The sequence below is a fragment of the Hydrogenophaga sp. 5NK40-0174 genome, assembly GCF_040372165.1.
Taxonomy (GTDB): Bacteria; Pseudomonadota; Gammaproteobacteria; order Burkholderiales; family Burkholderiaceae_C; genus Hydrogenophaga.
This window is the reverse complement of record NZ_BAABWG010000002.1, coordinates 640,009-665,879: the sequence shown is the minus strand read 5'-3', so window position 1 is coordinate 665,879 and position 25,871 is coordinate 640,009. Positions and strand designations below refer to the sequence as shown.

Genomic DNA, 25,871 nt, shown 5'->3' with positions numbered 1-25,871 from the left:
CTGCGAGGCTCCCACGGCATGTCGATCTGAGGCATGGCTCTTCGTCGTCGCTCTGATGGCTGCTTCCCCAGCCCCCACAACTGACAACATGCACAGGAGTCCTTCATGAGTTCAACCGGAACCGTCAATCTCCATCGGGTGCTTCGCGCCCCCGCCGAACGCATTTATCGCGCCTTCCTCACCGCGGATGCCGTTGCCAAGTTCTTGCCACCTCACGGCTTCACCTGCCGCGTGCTGGAGCTGGACGCCAAAGTGGGTGGGCGCTACCGCATGCAGTTCACCAACTTCAGCCAGCAGCAGCCCGTGGCCTTCGGCGGCGAGTACCTGGAGCTGGTGCCGGGCGAGCGAATTGTCTACAACTGCGTCTTTGATGGCGCCGACATATCCGACGAAATGCGCACCACCATCGACCTGAAACCGGTGATTTGCGGCACGTCCGTATCAGCCACGCAAACAGGCATTCCCTCTTACATTCCGCAAGACCCCTGCTACCTCGGCTGGCAGGACACGCTGCTCCAACTGGCCAATCTGGTCGAGCCGGACATTCCGGCAGGATGACAACGCGCACTGGCGTGGGCTGCTCACTCTGGCAGCGGCAACTGTGCGAAATCGATGAGCTGAAGATGCTCTCGCAGACGGCGCCCTTGCACCAGCCCCAGGGCAGCTGCCAAGACGTTGCCATGACTCACTGCACCGTGCTCCCAGGCGTCCATGCCGTCCCCGATGCGTGCACTGGTGTGGCTGACGGTCGCCGCCGCCACGCCAGCGTCTTGCAGCAGGTTCAGTGCGGCCATGCCAGCACCGTCCTTGCCGCCACCAGCATCATTGAACACCACCAGACGCATGGGGTAGCGCAGCGCGAAATGCGCAGAGCTGACACCGCCGTGTGAGCCGGACACCACCACCGAGCCGGCATCTTCTGTCGTGACTGCGGTGATGGAATCAACCACCACTACCCGTGCCCTGACGCCGCTTTGGGCGGGCGTGAGCACGAGGCGAAGTGGTTCCTGCCTCTGGGTCACGGCAAGAAGTTCAGCTCTTCTGGCAAAGGCAGCACTGCCGGCACTTCAAACATGGGGGCCGGTCCATCGGGATCCACAACAAGCTGTCCGTCCGACTGGAAGAACACGGCCATTTGCTGCTGTGCCATCACCGCGTAAGGCGCTCCTGAGGCAGATGAGATGTTGGTCAGGAAGGTGTGTGGATTCTTTGGCACCCCCGAATCGGCAGCGAAAGCCAGATCATTGCGGAAATACGTCGCCTGAGGAGCCAGGTCACCAGCTCGCAGGATGGCCGTGGTGGTCGGGTTGGGAACGGTCTGGTCCCCTTTGGCAAACTGGTAGATCACCGGCTTGGCCACACTGCCCCTGAGCGGATGGCGCCGAATCAGCGACGCATACGAGACCGGGTTCCCCGGCTGCTGTGCCCACTCCTGCCGGTCCAGCACCTTGGCGATGGCCATCGCGCCCGGCACATCGTTGGTCACTGGCGGCTGGTCACGCAGTGGTACGTTTTCGTCGAAGTTGAGGTTGTACGGAACCGGAAGCCCGGGCGTCGGCGGCAAGTTGATGAGTGAGGGTTGTCTGACTGCCAGACCACCCGCCACTAGTGCGCGGAATACACCCAATCGTGCCACGTTCGATAGCGAGCCGCCAGGCACGTTGGCCACGCCCGCACGCAGGGAGGGCTCGAGTCCAAGCAGCATGGTCCCGTAAATCCCCCCGAAAGACTGGCCTGCGTAGTAGATGCGTTGCTGGCTGAGATCAGTCGCACCATCGCCGTCGACATCCAGCCCTTGCTCGATCTGTCGAACCAGCTGCATCAGGTCGACCGTGGTCTGCCGCAGCCCGTCACGGTTGCCCAGCACGTCGTTCGGAAACACGGCGGCCACGCCTTCTGTGCTGTCGATGACGCCATCACCGTTCTGATCCATGCCACGCCCGCCGGCTGGAACCTTCACCGTCTGACCATCCAGCCGCGTCAGCTCCAGGTAGCCATCGCTGCCCCCCGCGTGCCCCACCACGTTGAGAGACGCCGTGGCGATGCCGCGCGAAGCGAGAACGGATGCCACCACCCATGGCGCGCCATACATGCTGTCGGTGAATCCATGGCCGAACAAGGCCACCGGCCAACCGCCCTGGGGTGCTTGACCGGCGGGGAGGAACACCTGAAACACCAGCTCTTCGCCTCCCGTTGGCTCAGGTGTGCCCGTCCAGGACGGCACCGAAGGCATGAACCGTTGCGCATTCAGGTACTGGGTTGACTGGAATCGGCCATAGGCGAGCTTGCCCACGGCACCTGGCACCACCTGCAAAGCGCCCAGCGGCAAGGATGTCGTGGTCAGCGGGCCTGCCACCTGCGTCTGGCGCTGAAAGCTCGCCTGTACCAGATCGGCCACCGGAAACACCGATGGTGCTGCAGCTCCGCCCACGCGTCCCAGGTCGAAGCTCGCCGGCGTTGGTGTGCTGCGCTTGATCTGACGCATGATTTTCACCAGGTCGACTGTGCTGCTTTGGGTGGTGAACAAGGTGGCAGAGACCACCCGCTTTCCCCTGGCCGGCAGCGCCCGCATCGCAGCCTTGAGGTCCATGTCGTGTTCGGATGCCCTGGGCACCGGGGCTTTCCATCCCTGGCGTTTGGCGCGGGCCAACCATGGCGCAGTACGCTTCTTGCGAATGGGCCGCCCATCCATGTCCCGCACACCGCCGGTGACCACCACGAGATATCGCGTGTGATCGGCCAGAAGCTCATCGGGCTCGAATGCCAGCGTCAATGTCTCCGGGTCCCACACGACCTGGTTGATGCCGACTTTCTGCCCCAGCCCCTGCAACGTCTGGGTATCACCGAGGTTGAGCAAGTACACACTGGAGCTGTCCACTGTGGACACGTCAATTTCACCGGTGAACGGCAGCGTGATCCGGGGCTGGGTCGAGAAACCGTCCAGCTGGTTGATGTGCGCGAGATCCGCGCAATCGCTGATCTGCACACTGCAATCCGGCAGTGGCAGGTTTACCCGCTTGAAGGTCAGGTTGCCAAAGTCTGGCACCGTGTACCGATCGTTCGGGAAAGGCCGTGCCAGCGCATCGTCCTGCACTGACACGCCGGCGGCGGCAGATGTCGCAGGCCAGCAAAGGGCCAGCACGGACAGCGCTGCCATACAGCGCAGATACTTCGGGCTCATGATGTGTCTCCTCAATCGTTGTCAGACACTCCCGCGCGCGAACGGCTTTGCGTCCGCTGCGCTCCCTCTGCCATTGGCCCCGTTCTTTTTCCGGGCCGTTTCCGGTGCACTCAGCCCTTATAACCACGCCGCGAAAGTCGCAGCGTCATCCATGTGTCACTCTTGCCAGCAGTCTCATGGCGTCAGTATCAGTTTCGACCGGGGTGCTGCTGTGTCCGTGCTCAATTTGCGATAGCGCACATCGGCCCATTCATGCTTCATGTCAGCGTAACGTGGCGAAAACACGCTGCCGTTCTGGCCCGTCTGGTAGATGAAACGTGAATTGTTCAGGTCTGACAGGTCGTAGATGGCGCGCAGACTGGGCGCCAGACGCGAAGCAAACGGCATGGCGTCATGGTGAGCCCGGTACTCACCGACATTGACAGTATGTGAATCGCCGCCGGTAGGCACAGCCACTTCGAACAGCCCGGCCACCGCCGGCACCACGCTAAAGGGTCGATGAGACGAGATGGCGGGATGTGCACGCCCCCACTGCCAGCGAGACACATCGCGACCTTGCCAGGCCGCCACCCGCTCCATGGCTTCATCAAATGCCGCCACACTGACGGCATCGCAGCCGCCCGCACCACACCAGCGGTCATCAGCGCGCAGCAAGATGCCTTCTACCGCCTCGCTGAACAGACGCTTTCCATACAGCGCGTCAAACGTGTCCTGGCCCAGCCGCTGCCCGACTGTCTGCCTCAAAAAAGCGTCATACCAGGCATGAAACACCAGCGGACCCGCCGCATCGGCATTCATCACGCCATCGAAGCGCTCGATGACTTCCCTCGCAGAAGGCGCCATGGGATGGGTCGACTGCCCGGCCGCCTTCCTGAGGAATGGCATCAGCTTGAGCGCGCCAGCCGAGAGCAGATCCGACTGAATGCGTGCAAAGCTCTCCACACTGTGCTTCTCCGTCTCTCCCAGCAGCGCGTCGATCCGCTTTTTTCGATAGTCGGGTCGCCAGTCCTGTGCAATGAAATAGGGATAGTCCAGTTCGTGGATTCGCTGGTTGGCAGTGGCGATCCAGCCGTTGGCTCCGTCGTCCTGAGGCGTTTCCTCGTAAGGTATCCAGGAAACCCAGTCGTACTGCGGCAGCCACCCTGGCGCTGGTGCCTTGCCCATGATGTCGTTGTTGTCTGCCCGCACCGGCACGCGACCCGCCGCCTTGTACGCGATGCGCCCATGGATGTCGGCCATCACCACGTTTTGCATGGGTGAATGAAAGTCCCTGAAGGCAGCTTGCAGCGCCGGAACGCTTTGCGCCCGGTTGATGGCTGAGAACGCCTGCATGGTGCCGTTGTCGGCGTCCAGAGCCGACCATCGCAGTGCAAGCGCATAGCGTCCGGTATCGAGCAGGTCCCGCGTCTTGCCTTCCACATCGCTGACCACCGGGCCATGCCGCGAGCGCCGCACACGGTAGTGCACCTCGCCCTGCCCTTTGACCGGGATGCCCACCTCCTCTACCTCAAAGGAAGCCCAACGGGGTGTGCCGTCCGGTGCATCAGGCAACCGATACCGGTCCGGGTCGTCCGGGTGCAGCTGCTCCAGATACAAATCCTGCGTATCCGGCCCCGTGTTCGTATAACCCCAGGCCGCTCCTTGCGTGTGGCCCAGTACGACGTACGGAGTGCCGGGCAGACTGGCCCCTACCACGTCGAGCGCATCGAATCCATCCACGGCCGGCGCACGCAAATGGGCGAAATACCAGATGGCAGGAGCTCCGATGCTCAGGTGCGGGTCATTGGCCAGCAGTGGCTTGCCGGTCGTACTTCGTGATCCGTCCACCACCCAGTTGTTCGATCCCTTGCCACCGGAGGCAATCAGCTCTTCCATGGAAAGGCCGGCCAGGGTTGAGGGCACAGCCGCGCCAGCCGTGGCGCGCTCTGCCCGATACACCCCCAGTTCCCGGTACAGGGCAGACAGATCCGCACTCGACGCCGGTTGTTCATCGTCATAGGGCGGCAGCAGTTCGTGCACGGCACTGGTGTCCAGGTCGCGGGCCACACGCCATCGAATCAACTCATCCGACCAGTTCTTGCCCAGATCCAGTGACATCAGCAGCACCCATGCAGCAGAGTCGCCCACATCCCAGAACAGGCCTTCTCGCGCCAGGGGCCGAGGGTCATCACCTGTCAGCAGGAACTCAGGCGGCAATGCCTGGCGGCTGTCGGCAAAGAAAGCATTCACGCCAGCGCTGTAGGCCTCAAGAGCGCTGACCACTTCCGGCGAAGCACCTTCGAGCTGGGCCAGCGCAGCGCGACGAACACCGAGCGTCAACAGCGTCTGGTCTGTCGGCAACGTGGCCGGCCCCAGAATCTCGGACAAACGCCCGCGCATCAGCCGCCGGTTGAAGGCCATTTGCCATGGCCGTTCCTGGGCATGCACATAGCCCAGTGCCATCCAGGCATCCCGCGGGTCTTGCGCCTCCACATGCGTCACATCGCTGGCGTCTCGCGTCACCAGCACCGGGTGTTTCAGCCCTGGCAGGCTCAGCTGCCCGTTCATCAATGGCAAGGTCTTGCGGCCATACACCGCCAGGACGGCACCTGTCAGCAACAACACCATCACCACGCTCAGCAGTGCCCTGTTCAACCACTTCATCTTGTATCTCTTCCTTTGCTTGGGCACCGCCTGACTCCAAAGGAGAGGCGAACCGCCAACCTCATTGTCAGCGGCGACAGACGCACAGGGAATACGCATCCACCCGGATGCGCCGGGGAGCCACCAGATGCCGGAAAGGTCAAGTGGCCGCCTCAGGCCCTGACAGCGATCAACGCTGCCAGTGCCGCAGCAGGGCAGCGCGCTCCATGGTCGCATCCAGGTGGCAGGCCGCCACCTCCAGCGGCGCCATGGCGCTCTTGTTCACCCGGTGATGAAAGCTGCAGGTGCTGTTCTTGTAGTCCGCCCAGTGGGCCTGGGATGCCTGGAGCAGGGACACGGACCGCTGGTCGAGCTGCTGCTGCAGCCTGCCCAACGCGTCGTTCATGTGCCGCTGCTGCAAGACCAGCTCGGCGTCGACACATTTCTGCATCGCAGGGGCCATGCCGCGCGCTTCATCCTGGCAAGCGAAATAGTCCGCCGAGAACTCTTCCACCGGACCATCGGGGCCCGTGCTTGTGTCCAGGTCACCTGCAGCTGCAGAACCTGAAGCCAGCAGCGCAGCCATGCATACGCACCAGAGCGGATGCGCCAAATGCAGGCGCCGGTCCGGCGCCTTGTTCTTTTGATTGAAACCTGCCATCTCCCTCTCCGCGGGTTCATTGTTTTCCTTGGCCGTCATGCAGCATGCATGAGATGATAGCGCTGGCCATGAGGAAACACCATTGACCCGACGCAAGCTGCTGCTTCACACCTTGACGAGCCCACTGCTCAGGCTGGGCATGCCCGCAGGGTGGGTGCTGAACATGCACCACGCGCATGCAGCCGACACCGACGACACTGTCGCGCCCGGCGAAGTGGCACGGTGGACGCTTCCTGACCTGGATTCAAGACCTGCCGTCACCTGGCACGTGCTGGAGGAAGGCGGCACTGCCAGTCCGGGACGCGCCCTGGTCGCCCGCATCGAGGAAGATGGCGCCTGGCAGGCGCTGGTCGGGCTGTCGCTTGACGCCAAGCCCGGAAGTGAACTGGTATTGCAAAGGGTCGCCCCGGACGGATTCGTTCTGGACAGCAAGCGCTTGCGGGTGATCGACAAGCGCTACGCCGAGCAACACCTCAAGGTTGCCGGGTCGAAGGTATCGCTCTCCCCCGAAGACCTGAACCGGTTCAAAAGGGAAAAAGCCCATCAGGACGCGTTCATCGGCACTTACAGCAGGCCCGACGCGCCGCTGTCCAGCCCCTTGGGCCTCATGGTGCCCCCAGTCGAAGGAAGGCGGTCCAGCTCTTTTGGCCTGCGCCGGTATTTCAATGGCGAAGCGCGCAAGCCCCACAGCGGCATGGACATCGCAGCACCCACCGGCACAGCCGTGATCGCGCCTCTGGATGGGCAGGTGCTGGACGTGGGCGACTATTTCTTCAATGGCAACACGGTGTGGCTCGACCATGGGCAGGGTTTGCTCACCATGTACTGCCACCTGAGCACAACAAGCGTCCGGATCGGAGAAGCCGTGGTCGCCGGACAGCGCATCGGTGAGGTCGGGGCGACCGGGCGCGTCACCGGCCCTCACCTGCACTTTGGCGTCATGCTCAATCAGGCCATGGTCGATCCGGCGCTGTTCCTCAGCGATTCGCGCTGATCCGGTGCCTCGACGTCAGCTTCACCTTCACCTCACCGGCGACAAGCTGCGAAGCTGACCCGCCACTTCTGACATGGAGGGGCGCCGCGCCGGAGGTTCGAACCGGCATGCAGCAGACACCGCCAGTGTCGCCTGGCGCAGGTGCCCAGCCGCCGCGCCTTGCAGCCGCTCAGCCACCTCGCCAAGCCAGATTCCAAAGGCACAGGTATCCATCGCCTGCCAAAGCGGTATTCCGCCCGGCACACTGTCTGGCAACACCACGGCCGCTCCAAAATCGCTCAGTCGAACCGCCCCGGTAGGTGGGTGCCACAAGAGGTTGTGCGCATAGAAGTCACCGTGCAACAGGCCTTTGCTGTGAACCGATGCGAGTGCGGCTGCAGCATCGGCCATCAGCCGCTGCGCCACTGTCACATCCGTCAGGCACCAATCGCTGGCATACAAGTCGCGCGTGCAGGCATCCAGATCCGGCGGGCCTGCCAGCGCGCGCGCATCGGCCGCCACCAGCGGCATCAGCATGGCCTGCCCACCCTCCGGCACACCTGAGACCTTCGCCAACCCTGCCACCAGCAGGTCCTGATCACCCACTGCCAGGCTCGCTGCCATTTCGTCGCCGGGCAGGCCATCGCTGGTCACCTCTCCCTTGAACTGCTTGAGCGCAAATGACTTCCCTTTAGAGCCAATGCCAGGCAAGTCTCTCCGCAGTGACACCTTCAAAATCCTGCCAGACGCTCCTTGCCCCAGCAGTGCCCCGGCCTCAAGATCCGTCCAGTCCACCGTCAGAGTCAGTGCGTCGCCCTGCCCGGCAGGTGCTTGCCGGCCAGGCCCGAGGTCACTGAACGGATTGCCTGATGCAGCCAGCCAGGCCAGCCCATGCATCTCGGGCAGCCAACCCGGCACCCGGTCGACTCGGTTGGCGGCAATGCGCAGCAACTCCAGGCGCGGGGCCCGGACCAATGATTCGGGCAGGTCGCGAAGAGCATTGCCGGTGAGCATGAGCTTCTGCAGGACTTGCAGGTCGCCCATGGCCCCTGGCAGGGTTGTCAGGCGGTTCTCGGTCAGGATGAGCGAGCGCAAAGATGGCGCAAGGGCTTGCGCCGGCACGTGCTCTATGCAGCAAGCCCTCAAGCCCACGACCTCAACCCGAGGCAGCGTCCCCAGCACTTCAGGCAAATGGGTAAAGGCATTGTGCGAGGCGAACACCACCTTGAGTTTTTCAAAGTCCGCCAGCCAGTCCGGCAGGTCCGACAGCTGGTTGCCGGTGAGGTTGAGCACCTCCAGCGACCCCGCCAGCCCTTTGACAGCCTCTGGCAACACTGAGAGACCGGCCGCCTGCAAGTCCAGTCGCTGCGCGCCAGCCATGGCACCGCGCTCAAGTTGTTCCAAAGTGTTGTTCATCTCACCCCGGATTATCCCCGGCAAGCAGCTGCACTCTGCTCTCCGAACGCCATGACCGCCACGCTGGCCATGCGGGCATCTGCCTGCGTTCAGAAATCCAGTGAACGCTGCGGCGCTTCGGGTGCAGCAGATGGCGCCACAGCGGCAGGCGCCCCCACCAGTGGTTCGTCCGGTGCCGGCTGCAGAAACTGGGCTGCCTCCTCGGGCGAGGCTGTCAGCCACCTCTCATGGTCGGTGGCCCCCACCATGGACAGCATCCTCTTTTCGTCACCCGGCCGATGCATGCGGCGCATCAGCGGGTGCTGGTCGGCATTGACAGTCAGCATGGTGAAGCTGCGCACTGTCTCGCCAGTCGTCCGATCCAGCCAGTGCTCATACAGTCCCGCCACGGCAAACGGCCTGCCATCCGGCCGCGCAATGCGCCAGCGCAAGGCTCGCCCCGACTCCCAGCAGGGTTCGTAATAGTGGCGCATGGGCACCAGGGCAAACTGCCGTTCCCGCCAAGCCGACCGAAAGCTGGGCTTCTCCGCCACTGTCTCGCTTCTGGCGTTGTACGTGCCTCGCCCCACCCGATTGGCTTCCTCGCGTGACCTGCACCACCGGGGAAGCAGCCCGAACCGCGCCAGTTCACAACGCACCGAGCCGGCACTGTCCAGGGACAGGATGGGAGCGAGGTAACCGGGAAACGTCTCTTCGGGCCATTCCTGGTCAGGCAGATCGATCGCCCCCAAGGCGTCGAACGCCATGAGATCGGACGCGGAGGCGGGGGTGTAGTTGGTGCACATGTCCTGTCGATTTTGCGCTCACGCCACGTAGACGCCAAACAGTCCCGCCAATGGGGGATACATCCACGTTTTGCAACGATCACTTGCAATTACATTGAATCTTGGTCATCAACTGGAAACAAACTCAAGAGATCATCAAATGGCGCCGATATGGCGGTGACCGCTCCGGGTCATCCTTGTTCCAGCCCGCCCCCACAACGCTTTACCCCGCGGAGGCAAGCATGAAAGTTCGCGCTTTGGCATCCACTCTCGCCGCCGTCAGCATGGGCTGGGCCCCTGGCGTGCACGCTCAGCCACCCGAGCAGGTGCGCCATGCGCGCAACGAGCCGCAGCATGCCCTCGACCTCAAGGCCGACGACGATACGCCACCTCAATGGCGCCGTTACTACAGTGCCCGGGGCCCGCAGTTTCAGCTGGGTGGCCCGCTGCCCGAGCACTTTCGCCAGCGCCAGTACATCGTGAAGCAATACGCAGCACACGGCCTGCCACGCCCTCCCCGCAGCCACCACTGGGTCCAGATCGGACCAGACTACGTCCTCACCCACATCGCCAGTCGACTGATCACACATATCCAGTTCGGCGCCTGATGCAAGCGCACCAGGGATCGGCACCGGAGCGCTGGTCCCGAGCAATGGCGCACGGCCGGAGGGAATAACCCTCCGCCGCGTCCTCAAGACAAGAAACCTTCCTCAGAAGCCTTCCGGCACCTCACCCTCGCACATCTGCGATGATTGGGGTTTTCACGCACACCCGAAAGAAAGCACGCGAAGGTCTGCGCGTTGCGCTCCAATGAGCAGCTACGCCTGCAGATTCACCGCTGGCAATTTCCCGAATGATCAAGCCCCTCACTCTGTCCCGTTTCGCCCTCTTGAGCCACAGCGCAAGAGCCACCGGCCTGGCCCTGAGCATCGTTCTTGCCTCGGCCCTGAGTGCCTGCTCCCAGGAAGCCAGCGAGGGTGCTGCCCCCGCCGAAGCCGTGTCCCAGGACAAGGCTTTTGATCTGGTCGCTGCAAAGGGTCACGGATTCAATGCGGGCGCTGTCATGAGCGCCCACAAGGTCTATGTGTTCTTCGATCCACAGTGCCCCCATTGCGCACATCTGTGGGAGTCGGCCCAGACCCTGATGGACAAGGTGCACTTTGTCTGGATGCCTGTGGCCTTCATCAACGGTTCCAGCCTTCCGCAAGGTGCGGCGCTGCTGCAGTCCGACAATCCGGTCGAGGCGATGAAGGCCCACGAAGCATCCATCCTGGCGCGCCAGGGTGGCATGGACGCCTCAGCCAGTGTTCCCGACGAGATCAGCAGCCAGATCAAGGCCAACACCGCATTGCTGAACCAGCTGGGAGCCGAATCCGTTCCTTTCATTGTTGCCCGCAACGCCAAGACACAGGCAGCCGTCATGCACGCTGGTGCCATGCCTCCGGCCGAGCTGGCCAAGACCCTCGGTCTGGACTGAAGCCCCTCTCCCGCGCATCTCCTGCGCATCCGCCCCACACACCGTCCCATACCCCCGTCCCGCCCCCCTGCAAGCTTCACTACCTCCGCATGCACCCTCTGGCCCTCGTTGTTCTCGTCGTCCTTGGCTATGCCTTCCTGGGCTGGTATGACCAGGCCAAACGCATCGTCCTGTTGTCCCGCCTGCTGTCCCACTACCAGATCGAAGCCTTGATGGAGCGCCTGAACAACGGCTACATGAGGGCGCTGACGCTGGAAGACGAAGAGCGCCAGGCGCTGGCGTTTGAACAGCAACACGCTACCGAGCAGCAACTGGCAGAGCAGCTGCAGAAGCTCTCCCAGGATTTGCGCCAGCAGCCGCCTGCCGACGTGCGGATCAGCAAAGTCCCTCTGCCGTTTGCCCGGCACTGGCTCCCCGCCGCGTGTTTTGACCTGGCCAGCGTCATGACCATTCACGCCAACGGCGTCTCCGCGCTGGCAGACAACCCGACAGGCATTGCCGCCAAGCCCCGCGCCCGCCAGATGCTGGCAGAGGTACTGCTCATGCAGCACACCTGCCACTGGTTCTGCCGCAACCGCCGCATGGCCTCCGCACGACTGCTGCAGCGCCATCAGACGCCATACGAAGACGTGCTGGGCAGGGTCTCCCAAAAAACCCGCGACGGCTACGGTCACCTCGCCGGCGTTTGACGCCACCGTCCAATGGGCGGCACCATTGGACAACCCTGGGGCATGCGCTTTCCCACGCCAGCCCCATAATCCAAAGCCCAAAGGACCATCCGTGCGTTTCCTACACACCATGCTGCGCGTTGGCGACCTCCAGCGCTCCATCGATTTCTACACCCAGGTGCTCGGCATGCAACTGCTGCGCACCTCCGAGAATCCGGACTACAAATACTCACTGGCCTTTCTTGGCTTCGACGGCGGCAACCCGGGCCAGGCCGAGCTGGAGTTGACCTACAACTGGGGGCAGGACAGCTATGACATCGGCACCGCCTACGGACACATCGCCATTGGCGTCCCTGACGTATACGCCGCCTGTGATCGCATCAAGGCCGCTGGCGGCAACGTCACCCGCGAAGCCGGGCCGGTCAAGGGCGGCAAGACCGTCATCGCGTTCGTCACCGACCCCGACGGCTACAAGATCGAACTGATCCAGCGCAACGCCTGAACCAACTGGTTCCGCGCCCCCGTGCACCATGCACCAGGGCATGCGACACAAAAAAGCCCGGCATCGCCGGGCTTTTTTGTTGTCAGAGTCGCTGAGTGAACCGAACGGTCACTGGGCAATCATCACCTCGACGCGACGCGCCTCGGCATTGTTGCCGCTGCCCGCGGTCTCTTCCGGTTTCTTCAGCTCGATGCTGGACTCGGCCACACCGTCTGCCACCAGCGCGTCGCGAACCGCCATGGCCCGCTTCTTGGCCAGCTGCTCGTTGAACGCCTTGTTGCCAGTCGGATCGTGGAAGCCGGAGATCACCAGCTTCTTGCCAGCCTTGGCTGCAGCCACCGCGTCGGCCAGTACAGTGGAAGCGCCTGCGGCGAGATCCGCCTTGCCGGAGGCAAAGTAGAACTTCACCACACCATCTTCCACTACCACCGACGCGTCATCTGCGGCAGCGGTTGCAGCGGTTGCAGCCGTGTCGCCACCGGCAGAAGCCCCATCGCCTTCGGGCGTCGCCTGGCCGGCGTCATCATGGCCCGACTCTTCCCCGCCGGCGGTACCTTCGGAAGAAGCGTCTGCGGAATCTTCTGAAGCATCGGCAGCCTCATCAGAGGAGCCCTCTGCGCCCACCGCAGCCACGGCATCGCCGGAACCTTCGCCAGCCATCGCTGCGCCGCCCGAACGGGACTTGTGGATACCCATGCCCACGGCCAAGCCGACCGCCAGCAAAATGACGGCGATGAGCACAACCGCGACGACGCGCGTATCCTGATTGTCATCTGATGAAGAAGACATTCGCTAACTCTCCTGTGTTTGAATGGTGTTCTTTGGCAATATGTCCGCCACCCCTGACTCGAGGTCCTTTCAAGTCATGGCGCCTCAATGGCAATCATTTGGCTTAATTTGGCGGCAACAACCCGCATTGTAGATCGATGACAGCCCCGTTTCCGCCCAACATGCCCATTCCGCCAGCCGGCAAGCGCCCGCTCACCTGGGATCCGGCCCGGCGCAATGGTCGCCAGATGATGCAGGACGTCCTCGACCAGTGGCGCTCGCTGGGCCGCAAACCCGATCTCTGGGTGTTTGGGTATGCATCACTCGTCTGGCGCCCCGAGTTCGAAGCAGCAGAACACCGCCCTGCCAAAGTGCGCGGCTATCACCGCAAACTCAGCATGTGGAGCCGAATCAACCGCGGCACCCACGAACGGCCTGGCCTGGTCTTTGCCCTCATGCCTGGGGGCAGCTGCACCGGCGTGGTGATGCGATTGCCCCATCATCAGGTTGAAGCCCATATGCCGGCCCTGTGGGAACGCGAAATGCCCAACCCTGTCTACGACCCCAAGTGGGTGGTGGCCGAAACCGCCAAAGGGCCGGTGGTGGCACTGGCCTTCACCCTCTCGCGCAAAAGCCCGAGCTACACAGGTGAGCTCAGCGAAGAGCAATACCGCGAGATATTCGCCAAAGCGCAGGGCCGCTACGGCACCACGCTCGACTATGCACGCCAGACCCTGCACGGCTTGCGCCGTCACGGCATTGAAGACCGTGCACTGGCCCGGCTGCTCAGGCTGGTGCACCACCTGTGACCCAGCTCAAACCCGACTGACCACACCGCTGCCTATACTGATCGCATCATGGACATTGCCCAACTCCGCAAGAGCTACGAAAAAGCCGAGCTCAACGAAACCGCCTCCCACGCCGACCCGCTCACGCAGTTCGACCAATGGATCAAGGAAGCGCTCAAGGCCGAAGTACCTGAACCCAACGCCATGACCGTGGCCACGGTTGGCAGCGACCTGCGCCCCAGCACCCGCGTTGTCCTGATCAAGGGCTACGACCCTCGCGGCATTGTCTGGTTCACCAATTACGACAGTCGCAAAGGCCGTGAGCTCGCTGGCAACCCGTATGCAGCGCTGCAGTTTCACTGGGTGGAGCTCGAGCGCGTGGTTCGCATCGAAGGTGTGGTGGAGAAAGTCAGCGATGCCGAGAGCGACGAGTACTTTCACAGCCGCCCGCTCGACAGCCGCATCGGCGCCTGGGCCAGTCCGCAAAGCCAGGTCATCGAAAGCCGGACCGTTCTCGTGACCAACGCCGCCAAATACGGCGCCCAGTTCATGCTCAAGCCGCCACGCCCCCCGCACTGGGGCGGCTACCGGCTCAAGCCGCAAGCCTGGGAGTTCTGGCAAGGCCGCAAGAGCCGCCTGCACGACCGGCTGCGTTACCGGCAGGAGACCACGGCTGATTCCGGCGAAGCCATGATCTGGGTGCGGGAGCGGCTGGCGCCCTGAGCCTGACTCAATCGCTCAGCAGGGACAACGACAAGGACTGCTGCTGCGCATACAACAGGTGATGGATCACATCACCTGCGTCCTGCGTCGAACTTGCGCCAGTACCGGAACTCATCCTCGTGGAGTTCGATATCCAGATCGGCTACGCGCGCCTGCATGCGCTCCTGAACGTCGGCGACGGCCTGGTTGTAGACAGCTGGGCCCACCTCCTCCAGAAAAAAGCCCAGCAACCCGCCAGCGGCAATGTTGCCGATCGGCTCATCCATGTTCTCGCGGAAGTAGCGCTCAATGGACGCAATGGCTTCCTTGCGTGCCTCCTTGCTCAGCTCGATGCTCACGCTCGCCTCCTTCCTTTCAGGCACTGTGGTGATCAGTCTTCGTACTCATCGGACCGGCACTGCTTGGGCAGATATCGGTCCTCGATGTCAGGACTGCTGCAAGTCCAGCCCAGGATGATGCCGTCGTCACCCACCACCGGCTCGAACTTGAGCTGCGCTTCGCTCACCTGGCTCGCCTCACTCTTGTCAAACGTGAGGTAAACGCTGTGTACCTTGTGGTCCACCCTCAGGCGACCTGCGGGCTTTGCGGTGGCATTCGACGAAGGCGTATCGTCCAGCGTATCCCAGGGCACCTCGTCCATGTGCTGGCCCGAATGCGGGATAAGCCTCATTTGCGCCTCCATGTAGCCCGTGGTGACTTTTGCCCGCAAGGCGTATTGCTGATAGGCAGGAACAGCGACGGCAGCCAGCACGCCCAGACCAGCCACGCCGACGAACAAGATCAGATAAAGCCACAGAGCCAGCTTGGATACGTGTGGCTGTTCTTCCAGGGCTGCCACCAGTGCCGAATGGCTGGTGTCCAGCCCCTTGCGGTGACGCTTGGCCTTGAGCTCCTTGATGCGCTCTTTGGTGTGCCCGTGGTACACCCTCACCGCGAACAGCGGCGGCACCAGCCACATCACCAGCATGAAAAGCAGGAAGAAAATGCCAAGCGATATCAAGGCCGACTCGGGGTTGTCGACGATGAAAAACGGTGCAGCCATCTGCATGCCGAACATGATGATGCTGGGCACAACGAAATACAGACCGGCAACAGCCCACATGCGCCGCCACAGCAGCCACCCGAACGTCACAAAAAACGCTGGCCAGTGCCAGCCGATCGAGCCCTTGCCGGCATCGTCAAAGGCCAGGAACCTCGGCACGTAGTACTCGGCCTTTTTCTCGCCGACCGCAGCGCGGTACAGCTCCTCCATCTCTGCCGACATCGGCATTCCTCCGTTTGTGTTTTGGGTGGGCGCGTGTGCGCTCAGGACGAGCGCGAACAGCCAGTCATTTTACGGACTGGCTGTTGCAGGCAAACGACGTGCTCAGATAGCGACCCAGTCGTCCTCTGCCGACTCGCGCGTCGCTTTGGTCTCCGCCGCCGGCCGCGCCGTGGCGCTGCTGCTGACTGCGCCTTGCGCATTCTGCAAAGCCGTGATGGCCAGCAGTGTGCTCTGCGTCGCCTTGGCGTACACCGAGCCATTGGCCAGTGCCTGCATGGCGCCATCTTTGTCGCCGCTCATCACCAGGCCAGCCACCCGGCCCGCCTCCTTGTGAAAGCTGGCGTGTTGCTCCACCAGTGCCGTGAACTGGGGCAAGCCTCCCCAGCGCGCACGGCCATCGCCATGGAGCCACTTGCCCAGTGCACAGCAGTCGTCGCGCGAGATCGTCTTCGGGTCCAGCTCCGAACCATGCGCAGCCGCGTTGCGCAGCCTGGCTTTCCACTGAACATGGGACTCGATGGCGTCGCTCAGCTCAAAGGGTTTCTCTGCGCGCGCGCCCGCATCCCTGGCGTCGCGTCGCAGCTTCACCGCATCCACTTCAGCCACCGTCCTGCCCCCCTGCTTCAGGCGGAACACACTGGTGCTCTTGTCCACCACCTCCACCTGCTGACGCAGCGTTCGTGCTGCGGCTGCCAGCTGCTCGACCATGGCTGCATTCTGCTGCGTGATGGAGTCAAGCTCAGCCACCGCTGTGTTGACTTGCGAGACCCCCATGCGTTGCTCGTTGGCCGCCACATCAATCTGACTGAGCAACTGGCTCACCTGCGAGACCACCCCCACCGCCTCGGACATACGCTCCTTGGCCAGCTGGGTCTGGTCCTGCCCCGCCGCTGCACGCCCGACCGAGTCCTCCACCAGCGACTTGACTTCACGCGCAGCCGCTGTCGTGCGCTGCGCCAGCGTGCGAACCTCTCCGGCCACCACCGCAAAGCCCCGGCCCTGCTCGCCTGCGCGGGCAGCCTCCACCGCAGCATTGAGCGCCAGGATGTTGGTCTGAAACGCAATGCCCTCGATCACACCAATGATCTCGCCGATGCGACGCGATGATTCATTGATGCCGGACATCGCGTCCACCACGCCTTCCACGCCTTCACTGCATCGTTTTGCCGCATCCACCGCCTGCGTGGCAAGACGTGCGCCTTCGCTGGCAGACGCGGCGCTGTGCTTGATCGTGCCGTTGATCTCTTCCATGGAGGCAGCCGTCTGCTGCAGGTTGGCCGCCTGCGCCTCCGTGCGGGCTGACAGGTCTTCATTGCCAGCCGCAATTTCTTCCGCTCCGCCTTGCACACTCATGGCCTCGGTACGGATATCGCCTGTGACCGAGCGCAGGTTCACTGCCAGCTGCGACAGCGCCACACCAATGTCCGCAGACAGGCCCGTGCCATCCTTGCGAACGTTGTGCACCAGATCACCGGCAGCCAGCTGCAATGTGTCTTCGAGCACGCGCCGATAGGGACGCGCCTCCAGATGCCGGAACACCGCCAACGCCACGCCGGCCATGGCCGCCGCCGCCCACAGCACCAGTGGCTCTTCTGCCACCCGCGCCAGGGCAATCAGACTTGCAACGGTGAGCATCCACAAGGCACCACCCCAACCCAGCCTCGCGGGGGCTCTTTTCAGAAAGCGCAACACGCGGGCCACTGGCCCTTTGCCCACCACTTCTCCGGCCAGCAGTCCAATGGACAGTTTGCCCTCCGCTTCCTGCTCGCGCATCGTGGCATACAGGGCTTCCGACGCCTCCACCTGCTCGCGCGCCGGCGTGGTTCGCACCGAGAGGTAGCCCACCACTTCGCCGTCGGAACGCATGGGTGTGGCGTTGGCCAGTACCCAATAGTAATCGCCGTTCTTGCGCCGGTTTTTCACCAGACCAGACCAGGGCTTTCCGGAGCCAATGGTGTGCCACAGGTCCCTGAAGGCCTCTTCAGGCATGTCCGGGTGGCGCACCAGGTTGTGCGGTTGCCCCAGCAGCTCCGTCTCGTCAAACCCGCTGGCCTCGGCAAATGCCGGGTTGCAGTAGACGATGCGTCCTTTGGGGTCGGTCACAGACACCAGCGTGGTATCAGGGTGGAGCAAATGCTCCCGTTGAGTCACCGGCAGATTCGTTCTCATGCTTGCCTCGTTGGAATGAATTTGTAGCGGTACGATCCAGTTCCGCACCTCCAAAGTATTCATTCGTCACGACAAGGCAATGACTTGAATAACAGGCCAAAAACGAGGCCTTTCAGATGCTTTCCGTGATCCTTTGCCCTCTTTTCAGACCACTTCCGGGGCTTGCAGCAATACCTTTGTACCCCCAAGCGGTACACCGCCAGCCTGGCCAGCATGCTATGAATAACTTAAGCACAGCTGGGTACAAAGCCCTGCGTGCCTTGGGTCCGGTTTGCGGGAGAAAATGCCACGCATAGGGGGGGAGATAAAGACACCCACACCCCCACCTTCAACCTTTGCGTGCGCCTTCACCCGCACCCGCCCGCGCACTGACAGCCGGCCTACCGAAATCCGGTGACCACGTGCGTACGAAACGGCACCTTCAGGCCATCCCGCGACTTGCATGAGGCGAGCTGCTCCTGCACATCGCGCACCACAGCTTGCCGCGCACTCTCGTCCGCTCGGGAAAAAGCAGCGGCCATGGGTGTGGCACTCACATGCAGGGGAACAAAGCTGTCTGGCGGGGGCAGGGCCAGATCGAGCCTTCGCGAGACCGTCAGCACATGGCGGAACCCGATGGCCTTCATCGGCGCCGTCACCGCCGACGCATCCGGCAGCCGAAACGCTGCCCGCAAACCGTCTGCCGCTTCAGCGCCGACATGCCGGTCCATGGCGCGAACCAGCGCGTCAAAGTAGGGGTTGCTCTCCAGCCCACCCCAGAAGCTCAGGACGGCACGCCCACCGGGCTTGAGTGCGCCATACATGGCAGTCAGGGCTTCCTCGCGCTCAGGCAGAAACTGCAATGTCTGCGCGCACAGCACCACGTCGAACGTCTCACCGAGCGAGGCAAGATCCACCGCATTGCGCTCCACCCAGCCAATGCTGGCCGCGGATGCGCCGTCCGGCTGCAGCGACTGCGCCACCGCCAGCATGCCGGCATTGATGTCCACCCCCACCACTCTGGCTTGTGCACCCACGAGGCCTGCCGCCATGCGTGTGGCAGCTCCTGTGCCACAGCCGACGTCCAGCACAGATTCGCCATCACCCAGGGCTGCACAATCCACCAGGGCACGTGCAGCCGGCCCGAGAATGGAAGCGACCAGAATGCGCTCGTAGCGCTGCGCCGCTCCCTGGTCGAGTTGCCATTGTGTCGATGTCGCCACGGGGAAACGCCTCTCTTGCTCTCCCGGAGGAATGAACCTCGGCCCTGTCAGCCAGCTCCCGGTTGCCGGCCGCGCCGCGCATGTCTCCATTCTGAGTCAGACAGAGCGGCAGGGGAACCGCATGCACAGACAGCGTCCCCAGAATCAGGGATGGGGCTCGCGCTGAACCCACTGCCCACTACGTCCTGCTCTTCTTCTTGAGGTGATAGGTCAGCGCCGCCTCGATGCACACGGTCAACTCATCCACCGGCAAGTCCGTGTCCAGCGCCAGCACCACAGCCCGATGGCCATCAAAGCGAAACGTACCGGGAAACAGCGACCTGAATGTATCCACCAGCGTCGTCTGGCAGTGGAAATACAGCGCGTACTCGTTCGGCTGGCTGGCCTTCCAGTCCATCCTCACCGTGCTGCCGCTACCACACACCGTGACATAGGCTGGCTCGCCCCACTTCAGCGTTTCTTCCATCTCTCCCACACCAGGCGTCGACGCCGCCGTGCGAAGAACCAGCTCACGCAAGGCCATCATGCGCTCACGAGCGGCTGGTGGATACGCGTCAAACCGGGCCTGAACACCCGGATGTTGAATGGGTTGTCCGTCCTTCTTCACGCCGTCGAACCGCTCCTCAAAGCCAGCAAAGGCAAGACCACGGGCAAGAGCCCGGAACCGCACCGGCGTCGGCAGGATTCACTGCTTCGCCGGCGCTGCGGCATGCCTCGCCGAACGTCTGGAATGCCCTGCGAAAAGCACACCCAGCAGCGCACAGGCCACGACAAACTGGGCAGCACCAGTCGATTCAAATATCGCGTCCCCAGGGGTCAGCCGAACAAAAGCCCAGCTCATGCCATTGTCCAGGCCAAGGAGGCTCACCACATTCAAAGCAGCATGATTCCAGAACCCTTCGTAGACACCAACCAGCAGCACCCAAAGAAGAACTGACCAGACCGTGAACATCACCGTCCCAGTTTTGCTCTTGTGCAGCCACAACGGCGCGAACGTCAGAAGCAGCGCCAGCGGGGCAAAGATCGCGATGTGCAACCTCGTTCCATCTTGATAGAGAAAGAACTCTCCATACAGATGGTGAATCACCGTCAACGCAAACTGGACCAGAACCAGCGCAGACAGCGCTCGACCGTACTTCATCGCCATAGAGAAAACCTCCTATCAGTTTGTTTGCATATCTCACGCATTGACGTGATGGCCTCCGAATGCCAGTGCGTCGCCAGAAGAGTCTTTGTACATCAAACAGCGCCGGCAAGCGGCTGTGCCGGCGGGCGTGCAAGACAGGGTTGAGCGCCTCTTCGAATCACAGCTGCCGTCCGATTCACAGCTGCCTGTCTACTGCTTGCGCAAATCCTTCTTTGCAGACTTGATGTAACGACCAAAATCCCGATCCTTTCTCCGCTTCTCGGCATAGGACAGGTCGTTGAATGCCATCTCGTCTCTGAGCTTGAGAAAGCTCTCAAGAGATTCCTGGCTGATCTCTCCGGCTTCTATCGCTGCCCTGACGGCGCAACCAGGCTCTGCAGTGTGGCTGCAATCCTGATAACGGCAACGGGATGCGAGAGCAGAGATGCCTGAGTAGCTGCTCTCCATGCCGCTTTCCGCGCCGACAATGCCGAACTCGCGCATGCCTGGGTTGTCGATCACCAACGCGCCGCCGTCGAGGCATATCAGCTCACGGCGAACAGTCGTATGACGCCCTTCGCCCGTCCCGCTGACTGCCCTCGTTTCTGCCCGCTCATGACCCAGCAACTGATTGATCAGGGTACTCTTCCCGACACCTGACGAACCGACAAAGCAATAGGTCTTTCCTGGCTGCAGCATGCGTCTGATGTCTCCCACGCCGTCCCCGGTGACGTTGCTCAAGGGCAAGATGGGCGCGTCGATACCGATGGACTGGATCTCCGATATCTGAGCGGCCAGTACTTCAGTGCTCACCAGGTCTGTCTTGGTCAGCAGAACGCAGGGCTCGGCCCCACCTTCCGTCACCATGACGAGGTAGCGCTCCAGGCGTTTCGGGTTGAAATCGAAATGGCAAGACTGCACGATGAGCACGACATCCACATTCGCCGCGATCATCTGATAGGCCACCGTGCCGCCCGCCGCCTTCCGGCGCAGAGAAGTCTTGCGTTCCAGAAGTGCATGGATCACGCCGAAGTCATCGCCGGGCTGCTTCTCCACACAAACCCAGTCGCCCACGCACGGCAGCTCCTGATTCAGGTGGTGATGGTGCCAATAGCGTCCAGCCAGCCCAGCCCGGAAACTCCCTTTCTCATCCGAGAGCAACCATTGATCCCGGTCGACCGCCACAACGCGGGCGACAGTGTCCGGCAGCTTGCAGTCTGCCCGCTGAGCAAACCAGTCGTCCCAGCCGAGTCCACTCAAATCACAATGTTGATTCATGGTCTGGTATTTTCCATCCAGGCGCAGTGTGGCGCAGGAAGAGACGTTGTCATTGGTTCTCGTACTCCCTGTGAAGTGCAAGGATGACACGTTCGATCAACTCCACCGGCAGGGGCTGATCGAGAGGAAACGACAGGTTTCCCTTCGGCCCACGAAACGGCGCAAGCTCTTGTATCAACGCTGCGTCACGGGTAACCGGCGGATAGATGCCGATGTGCTTTTTGAAAGCCGCAAAGTAGAAGAAAACGCGCTTGTCCCTGAAGGCCGGCATGTTGTAGCTGATGCACTTCGTCGCACCCGGCACGAGCCTCAGAACGCTGGCCTGAAGGCGCTGAAGTCGTGTCTTTGCCTCAGCGGGCAAAGTCTCGAAGTAAGCCTCTTGTGACTCGTGTGCCATGAGCGTCTCTCCCTTTTTTCTTGTTCAACGATACCGCGCAATGCTCCGGGCAGCGCAGCCGAAGAAGAACATGATGATGAAGAAGATGTTGAAGAAGAAAACAACGGCGTGGCGCACCTTTCATTGCCCCGCTGGGGGTTGCCAAAGTTCAGCCTTGTTTCCCTCGGGGTCGATGACCCAGGCAAATTTCCCGAACTCGGACTCTTCCACCTTGTCGAGCACGTTGCAGCCTTCTTTCCTGAGCGCCCTGACCACTGCGTGCAGGTCGTCCACCCGGTAGTTCACCATGAACGGCGCACTACTGCCGGACGAGGCGGCGTCCTCCACGGCGCCCACTGACCAGATGGTCGATCCGCCGATGGGTTGCCCGACTTCGTCGGCCCAGGAAAAGGCCGTCCCTCCCCAGGCCTGTACATCGATGCCAAGATGCCGCTTGTACCAAGCCTGCAAAGCCTGCGGATCTTTCGCCTGGATGAAAACGCCTCCAATGCCTGTGACTCGCTTCATGAGGACTTCAACTCCATGGTGATACCGTCAAAACACTGCTGCTTTGCCACTATGCCACGACTGGCCTCACCCGGCGCATGGCTACGACTTGCAGCCGCCAGGATCCACCACGTTGGTGTCGGCCTACCCTGAGCGCCGCCGCCTCTTCGCAGTCCGCACGCAAAACCCAGGTGTCTTCATTGTCATTGCCGACGATTCGCTTCACCAGTTTTCGACACGCACGGCTCCGCAGAAGCACTCGCCTTCAATCATGCGGGGCGATACCCCCGATTCTTGGTGCTCACGGTTGCGCGTCTGGTGTCAGGGCTCAGGGTCTTCGCACTGAATTGACCGGCCCACAGCCACAGTACACCCAGAAGAATTTGACGAAGTGAATGCATCATGCTCCCTGACGCCAGGACCTGGCCACCGCTCCGGCGGCTGAAGACAGAAACAGCAGCAGCATGGCCACCAGCGTGGCGATTTGCCAAAGCACAAAGATGCTCCATGGTGGCGGCGCATGCATCGACCCCAAAAGGCCGATCACAAAACAGCCAGCCGAAAGCAGAAGTGCCGTCAGAGATCTGCCCCAAGAGTAGCTGTAGGAGCAAGGCCGAAGAATGGCGAAAACGGCCATTCCTTCAACTGCCATGAACGCAAGCACCCACAGCACTGCACCGAAAGGGTAAGGGTGCGGCGGCGGGACGTTGTGGACATGCTCCAGATAGGAGTCAGCGCGAAACCCGGCCGCCACAGCAGCCACTGCACCTGTCAACACCACCGCGGGGACAGCAAGCGTTCGCGGAGCACAGTTGTCACACTGGGAGCGCTTCTTATTCATGGCATCTGGCGCACAGGCAACCGGCGCATCATCGCCTTGGCTTTGGCTTTACCCTGTAAGCCATGCCAATCGAGACGGGTGCTGTTGGCTCAAACCCGTACTTCGAATACAAGGCTGGCGAATGGTGGTCAGCGATCAATGAGACGTAGGCCGTGTCTGGTGCGTTTTTCTCTATGAAAGACATGATGGCGTCCATGACTGCGGTGCCCAGACCCTGTTTCTGATAAGCAGGATGCACGGCGACGTCCACGACTTCATAGTTGCACCCACCATCGCCGACAACTCTTCCCATCGCTATCAGTTTGTCACCGTCACGGACAGTGGTAGCGAACAAACTGTTCGGCAGGCCCCGCTGTGCAGCTTCAACAGATCTCGGGGACATGCCACACAGAGCACGCAGCTCTTGGAACTCCGCGGCCGTCGGTACGGTGGCTTGTTGTTCGTAGTGTGGAAGTTTCTGCATAAGTGGCCTTTGTGCGGTAGGCGCTTTTCGCGCTACTCGTCATCCGGGGCATAAATGTCCAAACCAAGTGTAATGCCGCGAGTTCCAAGCGCTACCAGCGTTGCTGGCGATATGTCTTCGCCTTCGTTGCTTTCGTCCATGAACCAGCCACAGAAGAAGTCCACGGTGTACTTCGCACTCAACGCTTCCCAGACGGCCAGATCCTGCGTGAGTTGAGCGAGCAGCAACACAACCTGGTCATTGAACTCCGACGGCTCGAACGGAGGCGCATCTAACCGCCACATTCCGAAGTTGGCGATTCGACCTTTTGGGCGTTTCAGCACTTCACCTTTTGAATGTGAATAGGTGGGGGCCGCACCAAGCAGCTTCGTGATTTCGCTTGGGTCCAGTTCATCGCCAATGATGCGGAGCGCTGCAACTGATCGGTGGATTGCTGCCATGTGAGTGGCCTGACGGGGGGAAGCCCTTGTCGTTGAAGTTGAAGTTGTAGTTGTAGGTAAGGGGCCGACGCGCAATTATCGAAGCAAGAAGAGTAGCGGCGGCATGAAGGTAAGCCCGAACCCCGCGAGAAAAGAGGGAACAGGAGAAAGGTAGCGGCGCAACACCCATGTGAACGCGAGTGCGGCGGCCAAGAACTGAAGAAGTGCCATGAAGACGGCCGGCATCCCCGCCACGAACGTGGCGCTTGAGGAGTACTTGCTGTTTGCCGCATAGAAGCCGTCGCCATGAACAACGATCCAGCCCCCGAGAAGTGACAGAGCACCAAATGCGAAGACTGAAACGAAAGCGGGAATCGATGTGGGTTCCTGGTTGCTCTGCATGGGGTCTAAGGTGCTAGCGCAGGGGCGACCGAAGGCCGAAGGCCGGAGGGGACCGTGAAGCGCAGCTTGTCGGGCGTCCCCTGGAGCGGCGGGTTAGAGTCAATTGGTCGGCAACCACGAAGGTTGACAATCCGACCGCCACTAGTCTTCAAGTTTGAGCCCCTGCTTTCCCTCGAAGATTTTACGAAGTGCATCACAAAGATCATCTCGTTCTGGCCCTTCAATGCCGAGGAGACCTATGGCGTAAGTCGTGTGGCCGTCAAGGTGGGCCGCAAGCGACTTGTCTAGGGTGACATTCAGTGTGGAGCCTCGCAGTTCTACCGACAGGTCTCCAACCTTATGGTTGATTTGGTCAAGAACCATCACTTCAATCTCGTCTTCCTCGGGGAATCTGGATAGTGAGAAGCAGTAGTTCCTTTCCCTGTCAAAGCAATAGACCAGCGCCATTTGGTAATGCTCGTCAAAGGCCGATGCTGACACGGTGGCATTGAGGTGCATGAAGGTCTCTGACGTCTGACATGATGGGTTAGGCGTCATGTAGTGGGACATTGGCAGGTTGTCGTTCAACCTCGTCAGGTTACTTCCTTGCAGTTGTGTCCAATTCCTTTTCACGACGCGCATGTGAGCGGGACTTTACCTCGGTACGCTCGAAGAAATGACCGTCAGGCCATGTAAGGCCCACGCTAACGGATCGAGCTTTGAGTTCGGCAATATCTTCGACGCGCTGGTAGGCCCACAGGCGCCACTTGGGAGCCGAGACAGACCACCAGATCCATGCCAGCAAAAACCCGGCGCCGAAGACCAGTAAACCCAGCCAATTGTAGGAGCGAGAAATAGCGCCGTCATCAACAAATTGGCTAAAGATAAAGAGTGGTCCGCACAGTAGAAACAGCACGGGGGCGTTTACAACCAGAAGGCCCAGCCAAGTGGCTCTTGAAGTAGATATGCGCTGGCTCATGACACCCAACTTTGACGGTGAGCGGCAGCTGCAGGCGGGCGAAGCCCGCCGGAGGCCGACCGCTCGACCGACGGGTTGGGCGTCATCAAAACCATGGCAGCCCCGCGTTGAGCGTGACACGTGCAGTGAGTGCGACAAGAGCTACAAGGCATACAACGATGAGAGCGCCAAGAATGGACGCGCCTGCCGAAAGGGCCCGCAGTCGGGCGGCCAGCCCGTCCGCTGCATTCGCGCCCCGATGTGCGGCGACGGCAAGACGAAGGATTGGGACCGGCCAGCTGAGCGCCGCTATGCCCGCGAGCAGAAGCCACAAGCTAGCGATA

General features: G+C 61.8%; 30 protein-coding genes. 8 read left to right on the top strand and 22 right to left on the bottom strand.

Going from position 1 to position 25,871, the window contains the following annotated elements:
- Positions 1–105 precede the first annotated feature (105 nt).
- A complete protein-coding gene (locus tag ABWV89_RS08805) occupies positions 106–558 on the top strand; it encodes an SRPBCC family protein (protein ID WP_353395882.1) in 453 nt (150 codons plus the stop codon).
- Positions 559–581: 23 nt separating this feature from the next.
- On the opposite strand, the gene ABWV89_RS08800 is transcribed toward ABWV89_RS08805, so the two are convergent.
- The 4 genes from ABWV89_RS08800 to ABWV89_RS08785 all read right to left on the bottom strand — a co-directional run bounded on the left by ABWV89_RS08800 (position 582) and on the right by ABWV89_RS08785 (position 6,464).
- Complete coding sequence (locus ABWV89_RS08800) at positions 582–992, bottom strand: hypothetical protein (RefSeq protein ID WP_353395880.1); 411 nt, start codon at positions 990–992, stop codon at positions 582–584.
- 26 nt (positions 993–1,018) lie between these two features.
- A complete protein-coding gene (locus ABWV89_RS08795; protein ID WP_353395878.1) occupies positions 1,019–3,181 on the bottom strand; it encodes an Ig-like domain-containing protein in 2,163 nt (720 codons plus the stop codon).
- 174 nt (positions 3,182–3,355) lie between these two features.
- Positions 3,356–5,824 (bottom strand): penicillin acylase family protein, encoded by a 2,469-nt coding sequence (locus tag ABWV89_RS08790; protein WP_353395876.1) that lies wholly within the window; start codon positions 5,822–5,824, stop codon positions 3,356–3,358.
- A 169-nt stretch (positions 5,825–5,993) separates the two neighbouring features.
- Positions 5,994–6,464, bottom strand: coding sequence for a lysozyme inhibitor LprI family protein (locus ABWV89_RS08785; RefSeq protein ID WP_353395875.1), 471 nt, complete (start codon positions 6,462–6,464; stop codon positions 5,994–5,996).
- Positions 6,465–6,546: 82 nt separating this feature from the next.
- On the opposite strand from ABWV89_RS08785, the gene ABWV89_RS08780 reads away from it, so the two are divergent.
- Entirely contained in the window at positions 6,547–7,458 is a 912-nt protein-coding gene (locus tag ABWV89_RS08780; protein ID WP_353395874.1) for a M23 family metallopeptidase, read from the top strand.
- A 27-nt stretch (positions 7,459–7,485) separates the two neighbouring features.
- Here ABWV89_RS08780 and ABWV89_RS08775 read toward each other — a convergent pair whose 3' ends face one another.
- The gene (locus ABWV89_RS08775; RefSeq protein ID WP_353395873.1) at positions 7,486–8,853 is read right to left on the bottom strand and encodes a leucine-rich repeat-containing protein kinase family protein; all 1,368 of its coding nucleotides are present in this window, start codon (positions 8,851–8,853) and stop codon (positions 7,486–7,488) included.
- 89 nt (positions 8,854–8,942) lie between these two features.
- Positions 8,943–9,638, bottom strand: a complete 696-nt coding sequence (locus ABWV89_RS08770) for an SOS response-associated peptidase (protein ID WP_353395872.1) — start codon at positions 9,636–9,638, stop codon at positions 8,943–8,945.
- Between the two features lie 221 nt (positions 9,639–9,859).
- On the opposite strand from ABWV89_RS08770, the gene ABWV89_RS08765 reads away from it, so the two are divergent.
- From ABWV89_RS08765 to gloA, 4 genes are all read left to right on the top strand, one after another.
- Positions 9,860–10,225, top strand: coding sequence for an RcnB family protein (locus tag ABWV89_RS08765; protein WP_353395871.1), 366 nt, complete (start codon positions 9,860–9,862; stop codon positions 10,223–10,225).
- A 245-nt stretch (positions 10,226–10,470) separates the two neighbouring features.
- Positions 10,471–11,094: a thioredoxin fold domain-containing protein gene (locus tag ABWV89_RS08760; RefSeq protein WP_353395870.1), complete on the top strand. Its 624-nt coding sequence runs from the start codon at positions 10,471–10,473 to the stop codon at positions 11,092–11,094.
- An 89-nt stretch (positions 11,095–11,183) separates the two neighbouring features.
- Entirely contained in the window at positions 11,184–11,783 is a 600-nt protein-coding gene (locus ABWV89_RS08755; RefSeq protein WP_353395868.1) for a hypothetical protein, read from the top strand.
- Positions 11,784–11,874: 91 nt separating this feature from the next.
- Positions 11,875–12,264, top strand: coding sequence for a lactoylglutathione lyase (gene gloA / locus ABWV89_RS08750; RefSeq protein ID WP_353395867.1), 390 nt, complete (start codon positions 11,875–11,877; stop codon positions 12,262–12,264).
- A gap of 108 nt (positions 12,265–12,372) precedes the next feature.
- Here the strand turns inward: gloA and ABWV89_RS08745 are convergent, their stop codons facing one another.
- A complete protein-coding gene (locus tag ABWV89_RS08745; RefSeq protein WP_353395865.1) occupies positions 12,373–13,053 on the bottom strand; it encodes an OmpA family protein in 681 nt (226 codons plus the stop codon).
- Between the two features lie 137 nt (positions 13,054–13,190).
- Here ABWV89_RS08745 and ABWV89_RS08740 point away from each other — a divergent pair, with 137 nt between their 5' ends.
- Positions 13,191–13,841: a gamma-glutamylcyclotransferase gene (locus ABWV89_RS08740; RefSeq protein ID WP_353395863.1), complete on the top strand. Its 651-nt coding sequence runs from the start codon at positions 13,191–13,193 to the stop codon at positions 13,839–13,841.
- Between the two features lie 48 nt (positions 13,842–13,889).
- The gene (pdxH, locus tag ABWV89_RS08735) at positions 13,890–14,543 is read left to right on the top strand and encodes a pyridoxamine 5'-phosphate oxidase (RefSeq protein ID WP_353395862.1); all 654 of its coding nucleotides are present in this window, start codon (positions 13,890–13,892) and stop codon (positions 14,541–14,543) included.
- Between the two features lie 71 nt (positions 14,544–14,614).
- Here pdxH and ABWV89_RS08730 read toward each other — a convergent pair whose 3' ends face one another.
- From ABWV89_RS08730 to ABWV89_RS08660, 15 genes are all read right to left on the bottom strand, one after another.
- A complete protein-coding gene (locus ABWV89_RS08730; protein WP_353395861.1) occupies positions 14,615–14,881 on the bottom strand; it encodes a DUF2164 domain-containing protein in 267 nt (88 codons plus the stop codon).
- 32 nt (positions 14,882–14,913) lie between these two features.
- Positions 14,914–15,807: a pilin gene (locus ABWV89_RS08725; protein ID WP_353395860.1), complete on the bottom strand. Its 894-nt coding sequence runs from the start codon at positions 15,805–15,807 to the stop codon at positions 14,914–14,916.
- Between the two features lie 102 nt (positions 15,808–15,909).
- Entirely contained in the window at positions 15,910–17,976 is a 2,067-nt protein-coding gene (locus tag ABWV89_RS08720) for a methyl-accepting chemotaxis protein (RefSeq protein WP_353395859.1), read from the bottom strand.
- Positions 17,977–18,356: 380 nt separating this feature from the next.
- Positions 18,357–19,178 carry a class I SAM-dependent methyltransferase gene (locus ABWV89_RS08715; RefSeq protein ID WP_353395858.1) on the bottom strand — a complete coding sequence of 274 codons (822 nt, stop codon included), beginning with the start codon at positions 19,176–19,178 and terminating at the stop codon, positions 18,357–18,359.
- 178 nt (positions 19,179–19,356) lie between these two features.
- On the bottom strand, positions 19,357–19,785 hold the full coding sequence (locus ABWV89_RS08710; RefSeq protein WP_353395857.1) for a DUF1801 domain-containing protein: 429 nt from the start codon (positions 19,783–19,785) through the stop codon (positions 19,357–19,359).
- A 78-nt stretch (positions 19,786–19,863) separates the two neighbouring features.
- Entirely contained in the window at positions 19,864–20,325 is a 462-nt protein-coding gene (locus ABWV89_RS08705) for a hypothetical protein (protein WP_353395856.1), read from the bottom strand.
- A 189-nt stretch (positions 20,326–20,514) separates the two neighbouring features.
- Positions 20,515–21,582, bottom strand: coding sequence for a ribosome small subunit-dependent GTPase A (gene rsgA, locus ABWV89_RS08700; RefSeq protein WP_353395855.1), 1,068 nt, complete (start codon positions 21,580–21,582; stop codon positions 20,515–20,517).
- A gap of 49 nt (positions 21,583–21,631) precedes the next feature.
- Positions 21,632–21,979: an iron chaperone gene (locus ABWV89_RS08695; RefSeq protein WP_353395854.1), complete on the bottom strand. Its 348-nt coding sequence runs from the start codon at positions 21,977–21,979 to the stop codon at positions 21,632–21,634.
- Positions 21,980–22,099: 120 nt separating this feature from the next.
- Entirely contained in the window at positions 22,100–22,486 is a 387-nt protein-coding gene (locus tag ABWV89_RS08690) for a VOC family protein (protein WP_353395853.1), read from the bottom strand.
- 379 nt (positions 22,487–22,865) lie between these two features.
- Positions 22,866–23,306 carry a hypothetical protein gene (locus ABWV89_RS08685; protein WP_353395852.1) on the bottom strand — a complete coding sequence of 147 codons (441 nt, stop codon included), beginning with the start codon at positions 23,304–23,306 and terminating at the stop codon, positions 22,866–22,868.
- 28 nt (positions 23,307–23,334) lie between these two features.
- A complete protein-coding gene (locus ABWV89_RS08680) occupies positions 23,335–23,688 on the bottom strand; it encodes a GNAT family N-acetyltransferase (RefSeq protein ID WP_353395851.1) in 354 nt (117 codons plus the stop codon).
- 113 nt (positions 23,689–23,801) lie between these two features.
- Complete coding sequence (locus ABWV89_RS08675) at positions 23,802–24,209, bottom strand: DUF4279 domain-containing protein (RefSeq protein ID WP_353395850.1); 408 nt, start codon at positions 24,207–24,209, stop codon at positions 23,802–23,804.
- A gap of 75 nt (positions 24,210–24,284) precedes the next feature.
- Positions 24,285–24,590, bottom strand: a complete 306-nt coding sequence (locus tag ABWV89_RS08670; RefSeq protein ID WP_353395849.1) for a hypothetical protein — start codon at positions 24,588–24,590, stop codon at positions 24,285–24,287.
- 141 nt (positions 24,591–24,731) lie between these two features.
- Positions 24,732–25,088 carry a transcriptional repressor gene (locus ABWV89_RS08665; RefSeq protein ID WP_353395848.1) on the bottom strand — a complete coding sequence of 119 codons (357 nt, stop codon included), beginning with the start codon at positions 25,086–25,088 and terminating at the stop codon, positions 24,732–24,734.
- A gap of 79 nt (positions 25,089–25,167) precedes the next feature.
- On the bottom strand, positions 25,168–25,548 hold the full coding sequence (locus ABWV89_RS08660) for a hypothetical protein (RefSeq protein ID WP_353395847.1): 381 nt from the start codon (positions 25,546–25,548) through the stop codon (positions 25,168–25,170).
- Positions 25,549–25,871 lie beyond the last annotated feature (323 nt).